23 protein-coding genes are annotated in these 17,904 nt (G+C 47.0%); 16 read left to right on the forward strand and 7 right to left on the reverse strand.

The window, feature by feature from the left end:
- The first annotated feature begins 52 nt into the window (after positions 1–52).
- The 3 genes from H615_RS0112600 (at position 53) to H615_RS0112610 (ending at position 1,629) form a co-directional block, all read left to right on the forward strand.
- Positions 53–385 (forward strand): iron-sulfur cluster biosynthesis family protein, encoded by a 333-nt coding sequence (locus tag H615_RS0112600; protein ID WP_027955490.1) that lies wholly within the window; start codon positions 53–55, stop codon positions 383–385.
- The gene (locus H615_RS0112605) at positions 382–606 is read left to right on the forward strand and encodes a YqkE family protein (RefSeq protein ID WP_027955491.1); all 225 of its coding nucleotides are present in this window, start codon (positions 382–384) and stop codon (positions 604–606) included. The genes H615_RS0112600 and H615_RS0112605 overlap by 4 nt, the downstream gene beginning before the upstream one ends.
- 225 nt (positions 607–831) lie before the next feature.
- Positions 832–1,629, forward strand: a complete 798-nt coding sequence (locus H615_RS0112610; RefSeq protein WP_027955492.1) for an MBL fold metallo-hydrolase — start codon at positions 832–834, stop codon at positions 1,627–1,629.
- Between the two features lie 385 nt (positions 1,630–2,014).
- On the opposite strand, the gene H615_RS0112615 is transcribed toward H615_RS0112610, so the two are convergent.
- Together H615_RS0112615 and H615_RS0112620 are read right to left on the reverse strand one after the other, a co-directional pair.
- Complete coding sequence (locus H615_RS0112615; RefSeq protein ID WP_027955493.1) at positions 2,015–2,767, reverse strand: IclR family transcriptional regulator; 753 nt, start codon at positions 2,765–2,767, stop codon at positions 2,015–2,017.
- A 71-nt stretch (positions 2,768–2,838) separates the two neighbouring features.
- Positions 2,839–3,954 carry a saccharopine dehydrogenase NADP-binding domain-containing protein gene (locus H615_RS0112620; protein ID WP_027955494.1) on the reverse strand — a complete coding sequence of 372 codons (1,116 nt, stop codon included), beginning with the start codon at positions 3,952–3,954 and terminating at the stop codon, positions 2,839–2,841.
- A gap of 174 nt (positions 3,955–4,128) precedes the next feature.
- On the opposite strand from H615_RS0112620, the gene H615_RS0112625 reads away from it, so the two are divergent.
- The 3 genes from H615_RS0112625 to H615_RS0112635 are packed head-to-tail and all read left to right on the forward strand — an operon-like array spanning position 4,129 to position 5,644.
- A complete protein-coding gene (locus H615_RS0112625; RefSeq protein ID WP_027955495.1) occupies positions 4,129–4,599 on the forward strand; it encodes a DUF2975 domain-containing protein in 471 nt (156 codons plus the stop codon).
- A 9-nt stretch (positions 4,600–4,608) separates the two neighbouring features.
- Complete coding sequence (locus H615_RS0112630) at positions 4,609–4,830, forward strand: helix-turn-helix domain-containing protein (protein WP_027955496.1); 222 nt, start codon at positions 4,609–4,611, stop codon at positions 4,828–4,830.
- Positions 4,820–5,644, forward strand: a complete 825-nt coding sequence (locus H615_RS0112635) for a DUF817 domain-containing protein (protein ID WP_211225370.1) — start codon at positions 4,820–4,822, stop codon at positions 5,642–5,644. The genes H615_RS0112630 and H615_RS0112635 overlap by 11 nt, the downstream gene beginning before the upstream one ends.
- A gap of 23 nt (positions 5,645–5,667) precedes the next feature.
- Here H615_RS0112635 and H615_RS0112640 read toward each other — a convergent pair whose 3' ends face one another.
- On the reverse strand, positions 5,668–6,264 hold the full coding sequence (locus H615_RS0112640; RefSeq protein WP_027955498.1) for a TetR/AcrR family transcriptional regulator: 597 nt from the start codon (positions 6,262–6,264) through the stop codon (positions 5,668–5,670).
- On the reverse strand, positions 6,257–7,180 hold the full coding sequence (locus H615_RS21315; protein WP_084163128.1) for a DMT family transporter: 924 nt from the start codon (positions 7,178–7,180) through the stop codon (positions 6,257–6,259). The genes H615_RS0112640 and H615_RS21315 overlap by 8 nt, the downstream gene beginning before the upstream one ends.
- A gap of 172 nt (positions 7,181–7,352) precedes the next feature.
- Between H615_RS21315 and H615_RS22345 the strand changes: the two genes are divergently transcribed.
- A complete protein-coding gene (locus H615_RS22345) occupies positions 7,353–7,526 on the forward strand; it encodes a hypothetical protein (RefSeq protein ID WP_156896483.1) in 174 nt (57 codons plus the stop codon).
- Between the two features lie 197 nt (positions 7,527–7,723).
- Positions 7,724–8,476 carry a class I SAM-dependent methyltransferase gene (locus tag H615_RS0112660; RefSeq protein ID WP_027955499.1) on the forward strand — a complete coding sequence of 251 codons (753 nt, stop codon included), beginning with the start codon at positions 7,724–7,726 and terminating at the stop codon, positions 8,474–8,476.
- Positions 8,477–8,568: 92 nt separating this feature from the next.
- On the opposite strand, the gene H615_RS0112665 is transcribed toward H615_RS0112660, so the two are convergent.
- Complete coding sequence (locus tag H615_RS0112665; protein WP_035532071.1) at positions 8,569–9,669, reverse strand: DUF2515 family protein; 1,101 nt, start codon at positions 9,667–9,669, stop codon at positions 8,569–8,571.
- A 200-nt stretch (positions 9,670–9,869) separates the two neighbouring features.
- Here H615_RS0112665 and H615_RS0112670 point away from each other — a divergent pair, with 200 nt between their 5' ends.
- From H615_RS0112670 to H615_RS0112680, 3 genes are all read left to right on the forward strand, one after another.
- Entirely contained in the window at positions 9,870–10,490 is a 621-nt protein-coding gene (locus H615_RS0112670) for a putative glycolipid-binding domain-containing protein (protein WP_244877752.1), read from the forward strand.
- Between the two features lie 98 nt (positions 10,491–10,588).
- Positions 10,589–12,163, forward strand: a complete 1,575-nt coding sequence (locus H615_RS0112675) for a long-chain-fatty-acid--CoA ligase (protein ID WP_027955502.1) — start codon at positions 10,589–10,591, stop codon at positions 12,161–12,163.
- A gap of 90 nt (positions 12,164–12,253) precedes the next feature.
- The gene (locus tag H615_RS0112680; RefSeq protein WP_027955503.1) at positions 12,254–12,628 is read left to right on the forward strand and encodes a rhodanese-like domain-containing protein; all 375 of its coding nucleotides are present in this window, start codon (positions 12,254–12,256) and stop codon (positions 12,626–12,628) included.
- A 104-nt stretch (positions 12,629–12,732) separates the two neighbouring features.
- Here H615_RS0112680 and H615_RS0112685 read toward each other — a convergent pair whose 3' ends face one another.
- Positions 12,733–13,083 carry a winged helix-turn-helix transcriptional regulator gene (locus H615_RS0112685; protein WP_027955504.1) on the reverse strand — a complete coding sequence of 117 codons (351 nt, stop codon included), beginning with the start codon at positions 13,081–13,083 and terminating at the stop codon, positions 12,733–12,735.
- 119 nt (positions 13,084–13,202) lie between these two features.
- Between H615_RS0112685 and H615_RS0112690 the strand changes: the two genes are divergently transcribed.
- The 5 genes from H615_RS0112690 to H615_RS0112710 all read left to right on the forward strand — a co-directional run bounded on the left by H615_RS0112690 (position 13,203) and on the right by H615_RS0112710 (position 17,546).
- Positions 13,203–13,925 carry an SDR family oxidoreductase gene (locus H615_RS0112690; RefSeq protein ID WP_027955505.1) on the forward strand — a complete coding sequence of 241 codons (723 nt, stop codon included), beginning with the start codon at positions 13,203–13,205 and terminating at the stop codon, positions 13,923–13,925.
- An 81-nt stretch (positions 13,926–14,006) separates the two neighbouring features.
- On the forward strand, positions 14,007–14,297 hold the full coding sequence (locus tag H615_RS0112695) for a hypothetical protein (RefSeq protein WP_035532074.1): 291 nt from the start codon (positions 14,007–14,009) through the stop codon (positions 14,295–14,297).
- A gap of 277 nt (positions 14,298–14,574) precedes the next feature.
- Complete coding sequence (locus tag H615_RS0112700) at positions 14,575–15,837, forward strand: ammonium transporter (RefSeq protein ID WP_027955507.1); 1,263 nt, start codon at positions 14,575–14,577, stop codon at positions 15,835–15,837.
- Between the two features lie 24 nt (positions 15,838–15,861).
- The gene (locus H615_RS0112705; RefSeq protein ID WP_027955508.1) at positions 15,862–16,830 is read left to right on the forward strand and encodes a DUF294 nucleotidyltransferase-like domain-containing protein; all 969 of its coding nucleotides are present in this window, start codon (positions 15,862–15,864) and stop codon (positions 16,828–16,830) included.
- A complete protein-coding gene (locus tag H615_RS0112710; RefSeq protein WP_027955509.1) occupies positions 16,827–17,546 on the forward strand; it encodes an exonuclease domain-containing protein in 720 nt (239 codons plus the stop codon). The genes H615_RS0112705 and H615_RS0112710 overlap by 4 nt, the downstream gene beginning before the upstream one ends.
- 55 nt (positions 17,547–17,601) lie before the next feature.
- Here the strand turns inward: H615_RS0112710 and H615_RS0112715 are convergent.
- Positions 17,602–17,904: IS3 family transposase (locus H615_RS0112715; RefSeq protein WP_027955510.1), on the reverse strand; the 303-nt coding region annotated here is incomplete at its 5' end.

Consider the following 17,904-nt stretch of genomic DNA (forward strand, 5'->3'; position numbering starts at 1 on the left):
ATTGTTCTTTGTCAAAGGATTTTTTACAATAGAAGGACAGGAGGGATGAAAGATGAAACTACGCATCACAGATGAAGCTAAACAACAGCTCGAGCAGATACAGGAAGCCGGCCGGCCGCTTCTCCGTCTTTTTTATGATACCGAAGGGTGCGGCTGTGGAGTGAACGGACTCCCGACCCTTCGTCTGGAGCATGAAGAACGGACGACGGATGAGAAAGTGGAAAATGAGGATTATCCGGTCATTATTGACAACCAGCAGGCCATTTTCTTCAAAAAGGAGATGAAGCTTGATTTTGTCCGTGGCACTTTCCGCCTTTCCAGCCCTGATGGTATCTTGAATCCGATCATCCCGATCAAAGACGTGAAAGAAGGAGCGACGATATGAGTAAAAGGAAACTGGAAGAAGGCTCTCTGGGCTCCCAGCTGAACGCCGATGTTTTATCCAAGCTCAAGTCGAAGCAGAATGAATGGAAACAGCAGGCAGCAGAACGGGAAGAACAGGAAAAACATCGCCGGATGGAAGAAAGAAAGCGCAGAGAAGCCAATAAGAGTTTTGAAGAGCTTCTTAATGAGAGTGAACTCGATTGGAAAAGCTTTAAAAAATAAGCACGCCCTCCAGGGGTGCTTATTTTTTAGTTTGCAGAGAAACCGCATGTTTTTCCAAACGGATCAGGGACCCGGTGATTCCTGCGAAAAAGGAGGCAGTGCAACCACTTTAGACATAAACACTTCTACGGCAGGGACTATTTATTTTTTGATGACTTTATTATATAGTGAATGATTATTCATTCATGTTACAATAGGGAAAGAATCAAAAAAGGAGTGAACCCTATGTTTCAAGTCTTTGAAAAAGAGCAGGTCACATGTGTGGAAATGGTCGTCCCTCATATGGGCAGTGTGTATGCGTATTACGTAGACGGTATGATTGTGGATACGGGCACCCGACATTTTGAAAATGAACTCATTTCGTTTTATGAACGCATGCCGATAGATGTGACAGCTCTGACACATAACCATGAAGATCATACAGGGACTGCTGCGTGGCTGGAGCAGCACCACCGTTCTCCGATCTATGTTCACCCATCTGGTATTGATACGTGTACAGAATTTGCTCCTTACCCGGAATACCGGAGGAAGACGTGGGGGCTTCGGGAAGCCTTTCATCCTGTCCCATACCCGTCTCAGCTTTCCTCCCGCCATTTGGATTGGGAAGTGATTGAAACTCCGGGCCATGCTGTGGATCACGTTTCCCTGTTCAACAAAGATCGTGGTCTGTTATTTTCAGGAGATTTGTTCGTACGGCCGAAGACAAAGGTAATCATGCGGGAGGAATCCATCCCGCAGATCATGGATTCCATACAAAAGGTGCTCACTTACGATTTTGGCCCGATGTTTTGTGGTCATGCCGGTTATATAGAGGATGGGCGCAGCCGCCTGGAAGAGAAACTGGACCATCTGCAGCACCTCTATGGAGAAGTCAAGCACCTTCACGAATCCGGACTGTCCGATCGTGACATTCAAAAGAAGCTGTTCCCGAAGGAATATCCGATTATTTCTTACTCTGATGGAGAATGGGATTCCTTTCACATCATTACGTCCATTGTCGCTGACGTGAACGCCCGTGTGTAAAGGATGAAAACCGACGTTTAACACAAAAAGGCCGGGTTCATCGTGTCCGGAAAATACTACTTATCGCATGACATGTGTGTGGTCGCGTTCCGCTTATCGGTGGATGCTTACGGCGGGCACGGCCTCCGTTGACTTGGAGAGGAAGAACACCTGCCGAAGTGGATCTTCGGCTCGTGCTGTTCCCGCAGGCGTCCCCAACGAACGCTCCTCGTGTACGCAGGTTCAAAAGAACGGCATGGGCTGCGCTATTGCGCACTTGCGTGGAAAACAAAAAGGGAAAGAACAGGCGCTTTCGCTCCTGGCGGTAAGAAAGAAAAAAGCTTGTAAAGAAACAGGGGTTTCTCTACAAGCTGAGACCGCTGCGGGGCAGCGGTCTGTCTTTTTGTTATGTTTTGGAGAGTTCGTTTGATACAGCTTCTCCTGCTTTTTTGAGGAGTTTCTCCCATCTTTCCTGATCAGCCAGGAGCTGATTGGTTTTTGCACCGACGATGGAGAGGGCTGCGGCGGTTTCGGTTTTGCTGAAAATCGGTACGGCCATGCTGATCGACCCATCAATCGGGTCATCCACGCTTTTGGAGAGCCGTTCTTCCTTTACGTGTTCCAGCTGCTTTATATATTCGCTACGATCGACAATGGAAAGGGATCCGTATTTCTCCAGTGGCTGGCCGGCTAAATAATTCTCCCGCTCGTCGATATCCATAAAAGCCAGAAATACTTTTCCGAAATTACCATACGTGACGGGGAGGGTTTGGCCTGCTTTGGAGAAAAACCTCAATTCCTTCGTTCCTTCCACCGCTTCGATGATCAGCAGCTGATCATTTTCCATAACAGCCAGCTGTACCGTTTCCCCCAACCGGTCACGCAGGTCCACCATATGGGGAACGGCTGCATTTCTTAATTCGTGATGAGCCTTTAATTGAACACCGAGTTCAAGAATTTGATAACCAAGAGAGTATTTTTGTGTAGCGCTGTCTTGTTTAACAAATCCTCGGGATTCCAATGTCTGAAGCGTCCGGTGCAGCGTGCTTTTTGAGATATCAAGCTGGCCGCCAAGCTCCCGGATGCTCTTTTCTTTGTTCTGGCTGAGAACCATTAATATGTCAATCGCATTATCAATGGCTGCAATACGCGCAGGCATCGCATGACCTCCTTTACGTAACAAACGCATTTTCCCTCTATCATACCACGTCTTTTTAGTGGATGGACTTTTTAAGACGGGTACCGGGCAGCGAGCTTTTGATAACTGCTCATCATTTCTTTTGCGAGCTGGAGGCTGTCTTCCGGTCTGAAGCTGGCATGATCGAAATGCAGCATTTCTTTCAAAATCTGATGGGTGTAGTCCGAATAATAAATGGCCCCATCCTCGCTGATGTGATCAATCCCATCCAGCTTGGCAGAAGCTTCATTGATCTGAACGGCTTCTTCCAGCGTCAATCCTTCTGGGAGGACGGGTTCAGCCCCTTCCCGGCTCAAATAGACAGGATACCCGCCGGGCAGTCCTAGAGGAGAGGGGGAGTGTGTAAACCACTTGGCCGGCTGGAGGAGGGCAAACATATTTTTAATTGTGGAGCTTGCGGAAACGGTCGTGAATGCTGTGCCCTCCGGATACTGTTTGATGGCGTCCCACAGCAGCTGTTCGGTGTCAAACTGGCTCGTAACATCTTGGTCATGCACCATGATTTTCATATAATGCGGGGCTTTCTGATAGCCGGCTTCTCTTGGATAGACCCACCATTGATGATGGATGACCAGGTAGATCGTTACGGCGTCGGCCGGTACATGAAGGGTTTCAGCAACTGAAAGTTTTACAGAAGGTTCGATTACATCCACATTCCCAATGCCGATGGTAGGGGCAAGTCCGAGTTTCCCAAGGGCAGGATTGACCAGGTCGGATAAAGCTGTATTAATCACGTGCGGGGAAACAGAAGACTGGCAGACGGCCAGCATAAGGTGATAGACAAGGGCGAGCTGGCATGGAAGCCAGGCTCCCAGACTGGCTGCGCTCAACTTTTCATAGATTTCCTTAGGAAGCTTGCGAATGGTATGCCATGTCTGAAGAACGGCGCAGTTAATGATTACGTCTGGTTGCTCTCTATTAATGAGATCAGCTGTTTCGTGGACATTGGTTACGTCCAGCCTTTTGAACGTAACTTCAGGGTACAAACGGTGGACGGCCGCTCCGCTTAAGGCGTTATGCACTTTCTTCCTGCCGTTTTCCTCATTAATATCACAAACCACCAGCTCCGGGCATTTAGGATCACGAACGAGAAATTCCATAATATGACTGCCAACTTCACCAGTTCCGATCAACAGCACTTTATTCATCGTAAAACCTCCATTTTGGGACAGTGTCCCTTTTTTGATATTATACGTACGGAGATGATGGTGGGTCAATAGAGAACTTGTACTGCAAAGATATGAATATTGATTATGAATAAAAATTTATTGTTTTTCGATAAATGTATCGATAAAATAGAAAACAAGAATGGGGGGAGGAAAGTGAAAAAAGGATCGACGATATTTTTAACGGCTGTGATTTATGTGCTGGGACTGGGAGTGCTGATTTTATGCGTGTTTCTGCTTCCTTGGACAGAAGCGGGAGCAAGGGGGATGTGGGGTTCTCATTATCCTGTGCTGATCGGGATGTATGCAGCGGCTGTTCCTTTTTTTACCGCCTTATACGAGGCACTCCGCCTGCTGCGGCTGATTGAAAAAGAAGCGGCATTTTCCGAGGCATCGGTACACTCATTAGCCAAAATCAAGCGGAGTGCTTTTGCGGTCAGTGCGATTTATGTGCTGGTGTTTCCGTTCTTTTACAGAGCAGGGGAAGTGGATGATGCTCCTGGATTGATTGCCGCCGGCCTTGCCTTCATGGCAGCGTCCTTTGTCATAGGCGTTTTCGCTGCGGTCCTGCAGGCCCTGCTTAAACAGGCACTTGAAATAAAAAAAGAAAATGATCTGACGGTGTGAGGTGATGAGATGGCGGTGAGGGTTCATATAGATGTGATGCTTGCGAAAAGGAAGATGAGTGTGACAGAACTGGCGGATAAAGTGGGGATAACGATGGCCAACCTTTCCATTTTGAAAAATGGTAAAGCGAAGGCCGTTCGTTTTTCCACCTTGGAAGCCATTTGTAAAGCCTTGGACTGCCAGCCTGGTGATTTGTTGGAGTATGTAGAGGATGAACGTGATGAAACATAGATGTTTTCATAAGGTGTCAGACGCTGTGCATCAGCTTTTTCACTTTGGCTGGCAGCAGGCACTATCATGCATCTTTCCGGTTATCATTTTTGCAGCGCTTGCAGTTACGCAGGTATTCCCGCTGCCTGTTCTTCCACGTTATGACTGGCTGTTGATCTTCTTCTTACTGACGCAGTGGCTGATGCTTCGGTTCGGTCTTGAAACAAAAGATGAACTGAAGGTGATCACGCTTTTTCACGTCATCGGTCTGGCATTGGAAATCTTTAAAGTGCACATGGGTTCGTGGTCATATCCGGAGCCCGGATACAGTAAGGTCTGGGGAGTCCCGTTGTACAGCGGATTTATGTATGCCAGTGTAGCCAGTTATCTGTGTCAAGCTTGGAGGAGACTGGACGTACAGTTGGTTCACTGGCCTTCCTCCCTGTTGGCCGGAGGTTTGGCAGGGGCGGTTTACCTCAATTTCTTCTTTCATCACTTCTGGATTGATATCCGTTGGTGGCTCGCCTCCCTTGTCGTTCTCCTGTTTATTCGGACACGGGTAACTTATATTGTTCATGGGCGGGAATATTCAATGCCGCTCGTTCTGTCCTTTGTCCTGATCGGTTTTTTTATCTGGATTGCTGAAAACATTGCAACATTTTTCGGTGCGTGGCAGTATCCCGGCCAGCAGGAAGCCTGGACGCTTGTTCACGTGGGGAAGATCAGCTCCTGGCTGCTGCTTGTGATTGTCAGTTTTCTTATTGTTGCTCTCTTGAAGCATGTGAAGGGAAAGCGTTCAGGAACAGGTGAGGAGAAGGAAACAAAGGCTGTATGAGCAAAAAAGAGGAAGCCTCATATTCAGGCTTCCTCTTTTTTATAGTCTGCGGATTGAATGAGCATGTGTGCCGTTTCTTTCGCTCCAGCGGTCCCTCGTTCATAAATATCAAGGGAATAGGTCACCATTAATCCTTCGTGAAGAATAAACAATTGTTCTGCTATAGGATCAGGATTTTCCAGCTGCAGTTGTCCTAAAAGAGAGGCAAACAATTCCTTCAGCCATTTTTTCTCTTCAATAATAACCTTCCGTCCTGGATGGGTTTCTTCAGAAAGCTCAGCCAGGGCATTTACGAAGGCGCAGCCTCTTTTGTTCCGTGTGCTCATCCAGTTTTCAAGGGCATCGAAAATACGCAGGATTTTATCCACCGGCTGATCGTCCGGAACTTCGTCCATGCAGGAGAACAGGTGCTTCCTCCACTTTTGATCCCGCTCTTCCAAGTACGCTACAATAAGCTGATCTTTGGATCCGAAACGGTCATACAAGGTCTTTTTGGTGACACCAGCTTCACTTGCGATTGTTTCCACACCTACAGCATGGATGCCTTTGGAATAAAACAGCTCTGAAGCGGTATCGAGAATCCGCCTGGCCGCCGGTGTCATTTTTGTCGTTTCACCCATGCAAGCCACCTCCATCTATCTGTTTGTATGGATCCGTCTCATAAGGACCGGCTTCTGCCTTTTGAATGACCCATACACCTAGAAAACATATTATCATTCCTAAGAGGGTTAAGAAACCAATTGTATCTCCAAACATAACATAAGCCCAGATCATTGTTACAGGTGGTGTTAAATAAAGGAGACTGCTGACTCTTGTGACACTGCCGATTTTTAAGTTCAACCAGTAAAAACCGTATCCTCCAATGGTGGACAAACCGGCGACCCAGGCGATTGCGAACCAGAAATCAAAGGTAGCCGGGGGCGCCGCATTGTCCGTTACTATCCCAATGACTGTAAAGAAAACTGCAGTTACGGCCGTTTGAATCGGCAGCGCATCCATTAAAGATAAGGGACGTTTGATTGTCTTTTCAAATAGTGTGGCGATGACAAGGGAAATCATGGCAGCAAATGATAGTCCATAAGCCCAGATCGGTACGTCTGAAGCTTTTCCTAGATCACCGTAAACGACGAACAATACGCCTGTGATGCCGATGAATAATCCGATCCACTGTTTACGTGATGTCCCTTCCTTTAAAACAGGTCCCGCCAGCAGTGCCGCAGCTATAGGCTGCAGCGTCGTTATTAAATTGGAGGTCCCTGCTGAAACTCCTTGTTCCACGGAAAGGAATACACAGTATAAGTATCCTCCCTGAGCCAGCAGTCCAATCAACACCTGTGTCATTACACTCTTAAGACTCAAACGGGTACGCTGTTTCCATAACCACCAAATTCCCAAAATAGTAGCGGCCGTTATAAAACGCCACATCAAAACCGTCATAGAAGCTGCTTCATCGGTCCCGAGCCTCGCTCCGATAAACCCTGAGCTCCACATGATTATAAAGCCTGTCGCAGCCAGTATATTTAATTGTTTATTCATGAATCCCCTTCCTTTCAAGTAAACCGATCGGTATATCTTAATACAATATAACCATACCGGTCGGTTTACTGTCAAGAAGAAGGAATAGATGGAACAGTAACGGAATTTTTTGAAAAAAGTGAAACATTTGCAAACGGAGTGACGTAAGGAGGTGTGAAAGGGGAGACGGAAAGTGGACCGCAGTTTACACGTGGCATCCGCGCTCATTACGGGTGATCGTTATTCACGTTACGTGCTTCCTGAGGGAGGGCTCATCAGTGCGGGCGCGGTCTGGTATGTGCTGACTATGAAAAAGCGTACATATACAGCCGTAGGTAAAAATGGATTAATGATCCATGGAGGATAGGGAGGCGGATACCTCAATCTTCCATTTCAAGACATTATGCGGATAACAAAAGTAAAGGACGTCTTGATTATAAAAGGAGGTCGGACCGCGCAGAGGAATTGTATATGGAGTACTGATGTCCAAAAGACCAGAAGTATCTGCTTCTGGAAATTGAAAATCACTGGGACCGGTCCATCCAATGAAAAGGGGAAAAATGAATGACGAAAATTACAAAGCACAACGAAAAAGCCTGGGATCGAAAAGTCGAGGATCAGGTCCGCTATACAAGAGCGGTCGATGCGGAAGTCATTAAGAAGGCTTCTGCTGGTGATTGGTCCGTCGGGGTGACGGCCGTACGTCAGGTGCCGATGGACTGGTTTCCTGCTCCTGTCCATACGTTGAAAATTTTGTGTTTAGCTTCCGGAGGCGGACAGCAGGGCCCGGTGCTCGCTGCCGCAGGAGCTGACGTAACGGTATTCGATTTATCGGCAGCTCAGTTGGAACAGGATAAAAGAGTCAGTGAAAGGGAAGGGCTTTCGCTTCAAACCGTTCAGGGAGATATGACTGACTTGTCCGTTTTTGAAGATGAAACCTTTGATTTGATTGTTCACCCGGTTTCCAACGTATTTGTGGAAAATGTCCGGCCGGTATGGAAGGAAGCCTCCCGGGTGTTGAAAACAAAAGGCACATTGATTGCTGGTTTTATGAATCCAGTGCTATATCTGTTTGATGATCAGAAAGAAGAGCAAGGAAAGCTTGAAGTGGCTCATGCGATTCCGTATTCAGGACTGGAAGATCCTGTTGAGGAAAACGAGGCAATAGAGTTTGGACATACGCTTGAAGATCAGATTCAAGGACAGATCGAAGCCGGACTGTTGATGACCGGTTTTTACGAGGATGATTTTGGAGACGGCCGGACTATCGATAAGTATATAAAGACGATGATTGCGACAAAGGCGGTTAAAGGGTAGGGGACAGAAGGTTTTGGTTGTAGGAGAATAACAGCAGGCAGCACCTTGATCAAGGTGCTGCCTGCTTTACGTACATTAGGGAGAATCTCTGATTACGGAAAAAAGGTTTGTTTCGCCTGGACCGCGGTGTGGACTTCCTCCAGAGACTGGCAGCAGGCAGCTTCTATTTCTCCTGAAAATTTTTCCGGTTTCTTTTTCAGCAGACGAAGCACATGACAATCGGTAAACCAGTCTCCTTCTTCCGCGGGAGGGTGGATCCAGTCATCCCAGGCACTTGTTAGCGCCGGACTGAAAAGCTTGTTTCTCCCAAGCCCTCTGCATGGACTTGAAGATGATACAGGTGTCGAACTGTTCCCTTCCATAAGGAATAACTCAGGCCAGTAATCCGCTCTTGATCCGGTATGAGGACGGGATTCGGCCCACAGAATGATGGATTCCAGCCGTGATTCTATAGAATAGAGGAGGTCGTAGAGGGAACGCCCCAGTGATACGCGTTTATTTACGGAAGTGAAATGGTGAACCGTCCCACCCGTCAATTTTATCCGCTTTTGTACAGGTGTCAGATAAGGGAAAAGGATGTGGTTCATGGACATGAGTTCCTGAAGCTTAAACATGACTTTATCCATCACTGTCTGCATGTACAGAGAGTTGTTAAGTACACGATTTTCAATATAATGCTGTTCGTTTACAATCAGGGCTTTGGTGATTTCTTCACTGCAGCCGCTTTCCCAGAAACGTTCCCAGAAAGGGCGCATGAAGGCGGATACATTCAGAGAGGGTAACAAATGCCAAAGGGGCTCTCCCCGCTTCCGGCTGTATTCATAGAGAAGAAGTTGAGGATAGGCATCCTGAAAAATGAGCCAGTTCCCCCGTTCCAAAAACATATAAAAATCGACCGCTTCTTTTGCTGTCAGCAGTTTAGGGAGATAAGTTCCCTTTAAATCGGTCATATTCCAACCGGCATTTCTCGAGACTAAATGGGCAAGGAGAGCCCAGTGGATTTCTGGGTGAATGAGAAAGAAATCCAAATAGGCTTTTGTACGGGTGACATTGTTCTGATTGGCTTTCTTCGTTTTATATCTGATGGTCTCCAACAGTTTTTTTTCTTTATTATCCAGCTGTGGTGGTGGACTCGATTTTAAAGCATTCTTCAACTGCTTCTTTAGAACACCTGCATCAGAACGGAAATTCACTGTACCCCCTCCCCTATACACAAAAGTGTTGAAGTTTTTCATGATTTTTCTAGTGTATGCAGGAATTTAAACCGTATGTAAAACAAGGAAGGAATATCGTTGGATCTCAACGAATCTTTCTAAAATAAGGGGATAAAGAGGGGGAAGTGTGGCAGCTCAGTGTCGAAATTACAAAGGAGGAAGTCCTATTGGTGCAGCGTATGATGTGGGATCATCTTGATGCCGCCGGTTCGGAATATGTGACGATAGACAAAGGGGCAGATGGTATGGAAGTGAACGGTACCGTGCTGTTGATCAGTGGCAGCAGCCCCTGCCGCATCTCTTATGTTTTAAGGCTTGGTCATGACTGGAAAACGAAGAAGCTGAAGGTTTTTACCAACGAAGAAAAAGACCCGTTCGTTATTGAAGCAGTTAAAGAGGACAAGTGGTGGGTGGGAGGCTGTTATATGGAGGCGCTGGATGGGGCGTCCAATGTCGATATGCCGATCACTCCTGTCACCCACTCGCTTCCGATCAACCGGGTTTCATGGATGGTTGGAGAGAAAAGAACGTTTAAAATGGTCTCTGTACAGCCGCTGAGCAGGGAAGTTATACCACTAATGCAGACGTATACGTATCTAGGGGATTCTGATGGCTGCCGGATTTTCCAGTACAGGTGCCGGAATTACGAAACGGCGCTGGTCGTTGACCAAAACGGATGGGTTGTCGAATATCCAGGATGTTTTTACAGGCAGGGAGTGTCAGATTACACGGGTATTTTTCCCGGGACACAGGTATTTCTCACTTCGGAAGGTAAATCAGGGGGAAGGCTACCATCCTGACGGCAATTCCGTCGGAGGAGAAGAGGATGGATAACTTGCTCGATATCAACAGTTTCTTTACACTTTTTGTAAGCGCTTTAAAATAGGAGGGTGTTAGCATGCATGTACCTTTAGTCTTAACAGATTTTCTGGATCGGGCGGTCGATTTATATGGAGAAAAAACAGCCGTTATTGATGATACCTTTTCCTTGACCTACAGTCAGTTGAATCAGAGGGTCAACCGGCTTTCCCGCGGCCTGCAGTCCATCGGCGTCGGAAAGGGGGATAAAGTCGCTTATCTGGCTCCCAATTCAACAGAAATGCTTGAAGGGTTCTACGGGGTCTTTCAACTCGGAGCGGTCATGACACCGTTGAATACCCGTCTGCAGCCGGCAGATTATCAATTTATTTTGAGACATAGTGAAAGTAAAGTTCTGCTTGTTGATGAAACGTTGTATCCAATGGTTGAAGGCATTGCTGGTGATATTCCTTCCCTGGAGCACGTGATTGTCCATGGGGATTCCTCCGATCAGGGATATGAACATTGGCTCCACTCCTTTTCCGGCGATCCATTTCCACGGGCTGAAGTAGAGGAAACGGACCCGGCCTCTCTCTTGTATACAAGCGGGACCACCGGAAACCCCAAAGGTGTGTTGCTGAATCATCGGTCGAACTATTTACATGCTTTATCATCGATGCACCATTTGCGTGTATCAGATCAGGATACCCTGCTGCATGTACTTCCGATGTTTCATGTAAACGGATGGGGGTCTCCTTTTTACTATACAGCAAATGGGGCGACACAGGTGATGCTCCGTAGAACTGAACCATCCCTCATCATTGATAAGGTGGAGAAGCATAAGGTGAGTGTCCTACATATGGCTCCCACGGTGTTGAATATGGTGATTGAGGCATATGAAGCGGCTGATCCAAAAATCGAGCAGGATGTCCGCGTCGTTATTGCGGGGTCGGCTCCTCCTCCGGCTTTTGTCAGGAAAGTGGAAGAGGGCTTAGGGTGGAAGTTCATTCAAGTGTACGGCATGACTGAAATCTCCCCACTCATTACGACCTCTGAGCTCAAGTCTATGGATAGGGAAAAGGCGCCGGAAGAACGCTATCGATTGAAGGCGAAAGCCGGTTACAGTATGATAGGAAGCCGGGTTAAGGTCGTGGATGAACAGGGAAATCAAGTGCCTCACGATGGAAGATCGATAGGCGAAATCATTACACGATCGAATAATGTCATGGACGGTTATTACAAAAACGAAGAAGCTACGACAGCTGCCATTCGTGATGGGTGGCTGTACACAGGAGATATGGCTGCGGTGGATAAAAACGGTTATATTGAAATCGTAGACCGGAAGAAGGACGTCATTATCAGCGGTGGTGAAAACATCTCTTCCATCGAGGTGGAAGGAACATTGTACGATCACCCCTCTATATTGGAGGCCGCGGTCGTAGCGGTTCCCCACGAAAAATGGGGGGAGGTTCCGCACGCAAGCATCGTTCTCAGAGAAGGGGAAATGCTCACAGAAGAAGAGGTGGTACGTTTCTGCAGGGAAAAACTCGCTCATTTTAAAGTGCCGAAGAGCATTTCCTTTATTGAAGAATTACCAAAAACCGCATCTGGAAAAATACAAAAAGTGGCGATCCGGAAGGAATTCTGGAAAGGTCACAGCCGGATGGTCCATTAATCAGTATCTCCCTCATTAAAATGGGGGGATCTGCGTTGACATTTATACCTTTGGGGGTATAAAATACAACTAGAAAAGGAGGGACGGATCATGACGGTAGTAATGACTGCCCTGGTTATGTTTGTCTTATACCATATCCTCTATCGGATTTGGCCGGTGCACTCGGTTCATAAAGTTCCCATGACTCCAGGTAAATCTTTTACAGGCAGAGCGGTTGTCGATACACGGGATTATCAGATTTCATATAAAGATCCGTATCCTCAGGCGTACTGCCTGCCTCTTGCCTATTTAAAACGGCACGCAGGAGAGCTGCCGGATCAGCCGCTTGTGTTGATCTCCACGAACGAAGTTGAGAAAAACATGGCGGCAAGGGTCCTTAGAAAAAAAGGATTCACCATTGAAGGCTACGCCATTGCCGGCGAGTGTGAAGAATGTTCGAAAGTTCCTTGTATGGCCGGCTCATAAATGTTCATGGTTAACGTAAGTACTCATGACGGATTCTAAAAAACGCTCCATTCCTCAGCTGCCCCTGCAGAGGAATGGAGCGTTTTTTTTTAAAGAGCCGTCCTTTAATCTTCCTCACATAAAACACGCTGCAGCTGCGTCTTCGGTACATTTTGCAGCCCCCAGTCACAGATCAAATCAAGCACAGGAATCAGGGACCGCCCGCGTTCTGTCAGAGAATATTCAACCTTGGGAGGAACTTCTGGATAAACCTTCCTGGAAAGAAGTCCGTCTTGTTCCAGTTCTCTTAACTGTCTTGTCAATGTTTTGTGGGATACATCTTGTATATACTGCTTCAAATCACCGAAACGTCTACAACCGGACTCATGAATTTCATACAGGATCAGAACTTTCCATTTTCCTTGAATGATCTGCAGCGTCGCATCGAACTCATTTAAATAAAGCGCCTTTTCCATACGGTTTCCTTTCCATACGTTACCTTCATGTCACCATCTGACATGAAAGTGCGTACTTTTTTCTGCATGGTTCCTACTGTACACTACCCATGAGTGAAAGAAAAGAAAGGGGAATGAAGATGAAATCGGGATTTATCGCCATTACAGGTGCTTCCAGCGGGATAGGGAAAGCGACGGCTTCATTATTTGTGAACAAGGGTTTTAATGTCCTGCTATTGGCCAGAAGACAGCATCTTCTGGAAGAATTTTCAGGAGATCACGTCATGAAAGTGGAAGTGGATGTTACAGATGAAAAGGCATTGAAGGAAGCCATAGGGAAAGCGGAGGAGCGGTTTGGTGCGGTTGACCTGATCGTAAACAATGCAGGACGGATGCTTCTTGGTGACATTACCAGTCAAAACTCAGCTGAATGGAAAGAAATGTATGATGTTAACGTGCTTGGGGTATTGAATGGGATGCAGGCCGTTCTCCCCTCGATGAAAGAACGGCAGCGCGGGACCATCATAAATATCGGATCGATTGCCGGTAGAAAAACCTTTCCGGATCATGCGGCTTATGTAGGGACAAAATTTGCCGTTCATGCGATGACGGAAAATGTGCGGGAGGAAGCAGCCGGCGACAATATCCGTGTCACGATCATAGCCCCGGGTGTTGTGGAAACAGAATTGCTCGATCATACATCTGATGACGGCATTAAGCAAGGCTACAAGGATTGGAAAGCCTCCATCAATGGAGGTCTTGAGCCGGACGTTGTCGCTGAGACAGTTTACTTTGCCTATCAGCAGCCATCATCTGTAACCATTCGGGAAATTGACCTGGCACCGACGAAGCAACAGGATTAAACAGAAAAAAAGCACAAATTGAAACGGTTTCCTTATCTTTTTCGTACGGTATAGTAGAGGATGAACAGGGAGGCCTATCCAATGATTCAAGTTATTGTGATACTCGTATCAGGTTTCGGTTTGTATATGTTATTCAACTGGCTTATGGGATACCGGAAAGGGCATATCCAAATGGATTTGGATCAGCGGTACTTTGATTTCGGTCCATATGTCAAAGCTGTTCTCGCTGAACTGAAGGATCGCGGATATGAAGCATCCTACGAAGGAAACGGTATATTTTCAATTAATGGAAGACGCTATGTTTTTATGGAACGAAATGTTTCCATGGGCGGCGCCCCTCTGCAGCGGACTATCTTAAAACCGGATAAATAAGCGTTAAGGCTCTCTCCATTTACGGGGGGAGCTTTTTTTCATGGAATAAGAAGGCCGACGCACACACGAGTGTAAGATCATAGATTAAGCCGGTTGAGGACACGTTCTCAACCGGCTTAATCTATGGATCAATAAAGAATGGTCTCATCGTATCTGCCGTAGGATTAAGTAAAGAAATGTAAAGAATCCTTACACAAACAATTGTGTTAACATTCTGACTTTGTTACAGTAGTATATATCATATGATGTTAAGAAATCTAACATGGAGGGAAAAGTCATGGAAGCTGCTTTTTTAATGAACAATCTCTGGATTGTTGTCTGTACGATTCTTGTTTTGTTGATGCAGGGTGGTTTTATCCTTTTGGAGGCAGGCTCAACACGAATGAAAAATGCTGGTCACATTGCAGGAAAGACCGTTTTTACAGTAGGGATCGTCTCGCTTGTTTTCTGGGCGGTCGGATATGGGTTGATTTACGGGGAAGGTAATGCCTTTGTCGGCTTATCCCAGTTCTTTTACGGGGATGCAGAAACAATGGGGGAAGGGTTAGCGGGTTCTGTTGATTTTATGTTCCAGTTGGCGTTCGCTGCTATTGCCATGACCATTGCATTTGGGGGCTTCGCTGAACGGGCGAAGCTGATGGGTTATGTTATTTTTGCCGTCTTATTTTCTATACTTATCTACCCGGTTATCGCTCATTGGATCTGGGGAGGCGGCTGGCTTGCCGAACACGGGAAGCAGGACTTCGCCGGCTCCACGGTTGTTCACCTGACCGGAGCTATGGCAGCTCTTGCCGCAACTATTATCTTAAAGCCTCGGATCGGAAAATATAACAACGATGGGACCTCCAACGAGATTGCTGGTCATAACCAAGTCTTTACAGCTCTTGGTGTACTTATTCTGTGGGTGGGATGGTTTGGGTTTAATGCAGGTAGTACGTTTGGTGTGGCGGATGCCTTTTTCGGTTATGTAGCCTTGAACACTCAGCTGGCAGCCGGTGCGGGTGCCGTGGGGGCCATGCTTATGGTGTGGGCTGTCACAGGTAAGGCCGATGTACCGACAACACTGAACGGGGCTTTGGCTGGTCTTGTTGCCATTACGGCCTCTTGTGCGTTCGTTGCTCCATGGGCGGCTGTTCTGATTGGTTTAATCGGGGGAGCGTTCGTATTTTTCAGTATGAGATTCTTTGATAAGCGGAGAATCGATGATCCTATATTCGCTCTTTCCGTTCACGGGACTGTAGGGGTATGGGGGACGTTATCCAACGGGTTGTTTGCAACGCCGGAACTTGCTGTTGTCGGTCGACCCGGACTTTTCTACGGTGGCGGCTTTGAACAGCTGGGCGTCCAGATTCTGGGGGTTGTAAGTGCAGGTCTCTATGCGTTTATCGTTTCCTTCATCATTCTGAAGGTGATGGATAAGGCGATGGGCGGTCTCCGTGTATCTGAAGAAGAAGAGATTCTGGGTCTTGATATAAGTGAACACGGTGGATATGGGTATCCGGAGAACTTGACCCCGCCGAAATCGAATTCCGGTGCCTGAATGGAGATAAAGGATGGAGTCAAGATGCACGAAAGCTACGAAGACCTGCGTATATGGCGGGACAATGAAATTCCTGGTCTGTTATCCGACTCGGAGCAATTGAACTTGTTCCATGATCAGCTCATTTCCAGAACGATGAGGCTTGCAGAGGAACGGGTGAAACGTGAGCAGGGAAATCCGCCTGCTCCATATGCTTTTTATCTCATGGGGAGCGCCGGACGCTGCGAGCAGTCGATTTGGAGCGATCAGGATCACGGGCTGATTTTTGCAGGGGGAAGATCTGAACAGGATTATTTTCTCTTCCTGGGTGCTGAAATTAAGCGAGGACTCGCAGTGGTCGGTTATGATGAATGTGAAGGCGGAGTCATGTCCTCCAATCCACTTTGGTGTCTGCCGGAAGAAGCAATGAAGCAGCAGGTATCGGGGTGGCTTCAGCAGGGGGACTGGCAGGCTCTCCGGCACATGCAGATTTTCTTCGATTCACGAGTTCTCATTGGTGAAAAAGACATGCTGACCCCGGTGAAAAACATCATATTCTCCACATTGAAGGAGCGCAATGACCTGTATCAAAGGCTTATTGAAAATGTAAGGCTGATAAAAAAAGGAAGGGGCGTATTTGGACAGCTGCTGCCTGAACAGAAAGGGAGCAGACAGGGCAGCCTCGACCTTAAACAAACGATTTATTTTCCTTTTGTCAACGCAGCGAGACTTCTGGCCTTTTATAAACAGCTGCATGTCCCTTCGACCCTTTCCAGGTATGCATGTCTGGAGGACGATTATCCCGCTCTCCGTTTTTATAAACGGCAGTTCAGTGAATTCCTTCAGTTCAGGCTCCAAAAAGTAGAGAAGTCGGACGGGTATGACCACGTGCATTATATTCCTGTACAGTCTTTGAATCCGGGGGAAAAGAAGCAGTTAAAAGCATGGATGAAATACAGTCAAGAAGCCTTTGAGTACGCCGGGAAGATTTTATCTAAAGCAGGTGTGCTATGAATCCATTTGCTCAATTTGTGAAGGACCTTTCCGGGCGGCTGGGCAGCGGTTTTTCATCCCTGAACCAGACCAGCGCTTCCAACCAGGCTTACATTCGAAACCTGGAGCGCGAAATCAAAGAAAAAAACGTGCTGGATCTGTCACTTATTGATCTGCCTGTAGTCGTCTTTGATTTGGAAACGACCGGCTTTCATCCTTACCAGGGAGACCGGATTCTTTCCATAGGGGCTGTAAAAGTCAGAGGTTTGCAGGTGGAAGAAGAACCCTTTTATTCACTCGTCCATAGCGGTGTATCCATATCTGAGGAAATCACCCGTCTCACCGGAATTACAAATGACATGACGGAGGCAGCCCCGTCCCTGAATGAAGTTCTGAATGGTTTTTACAGGTATATCCAAAGTGATGTTTTAGTGGCGCATCATGCCGGCCACGAGCGGAAGTTTATGAACCATGCTGCATGGACGACGATGAAGCGGAAGTTTCATCACCGCCTTCTTGATACAACTTTTCTCACCAGAGTGAATCGTCCGGACCAGGCTCTGAATTCGCTTGATGAATGCTGTGCAGCGTATGAGATATCGATTGATCAGCGTCATCATGCTTTATCGGATGCCAAAGCCGCCGCTGCTTTATGGATTCAGTCTGTCAAGGAAGCACGAGAGAACGGTTACCGGACGCTCGGGGAAGTCTATACAAAACTTGCTTCTTTAAAATAAGGCACTCCTGATTGTGAACTGTACCCCATAATATGGACAGTTTATAAAAAGAGCCTTAGGCAGCTAAGAGATGGCCTCGGTATTGTACCGGGGTCATCTTATTTAAATTCCACTGATATCTCTCGTTATTATATTTACTTATATAGTTGTTCACTTCTTCTTTTAGTTGGTTAAAGCTCTCACATGCTTTATGATCCACCATATCTTTCAAATGACCAAAGAATGATTCCATTGGGGCGTTATCCCAACAGTTTCCTCTGCGGGACATCGACTGGAGAAGGCCAGCTTTTTTCACTCTAGATTGAAAATGAGGGTGAGTGTAATGAAAGCCTTGATCTGAATGAATCATGGCTTCCGG

Source organism: Halobacillus kuroshimensis DSM 18393, assembly GCF_000425705.1.
In the GTDB taxonomy this organism is placed as follows: Bacteria; Bacillota; Bacilli; order Bacillales; family Halobacillaceae; genus Halobacillus; species Halobacillus kuroshimensis.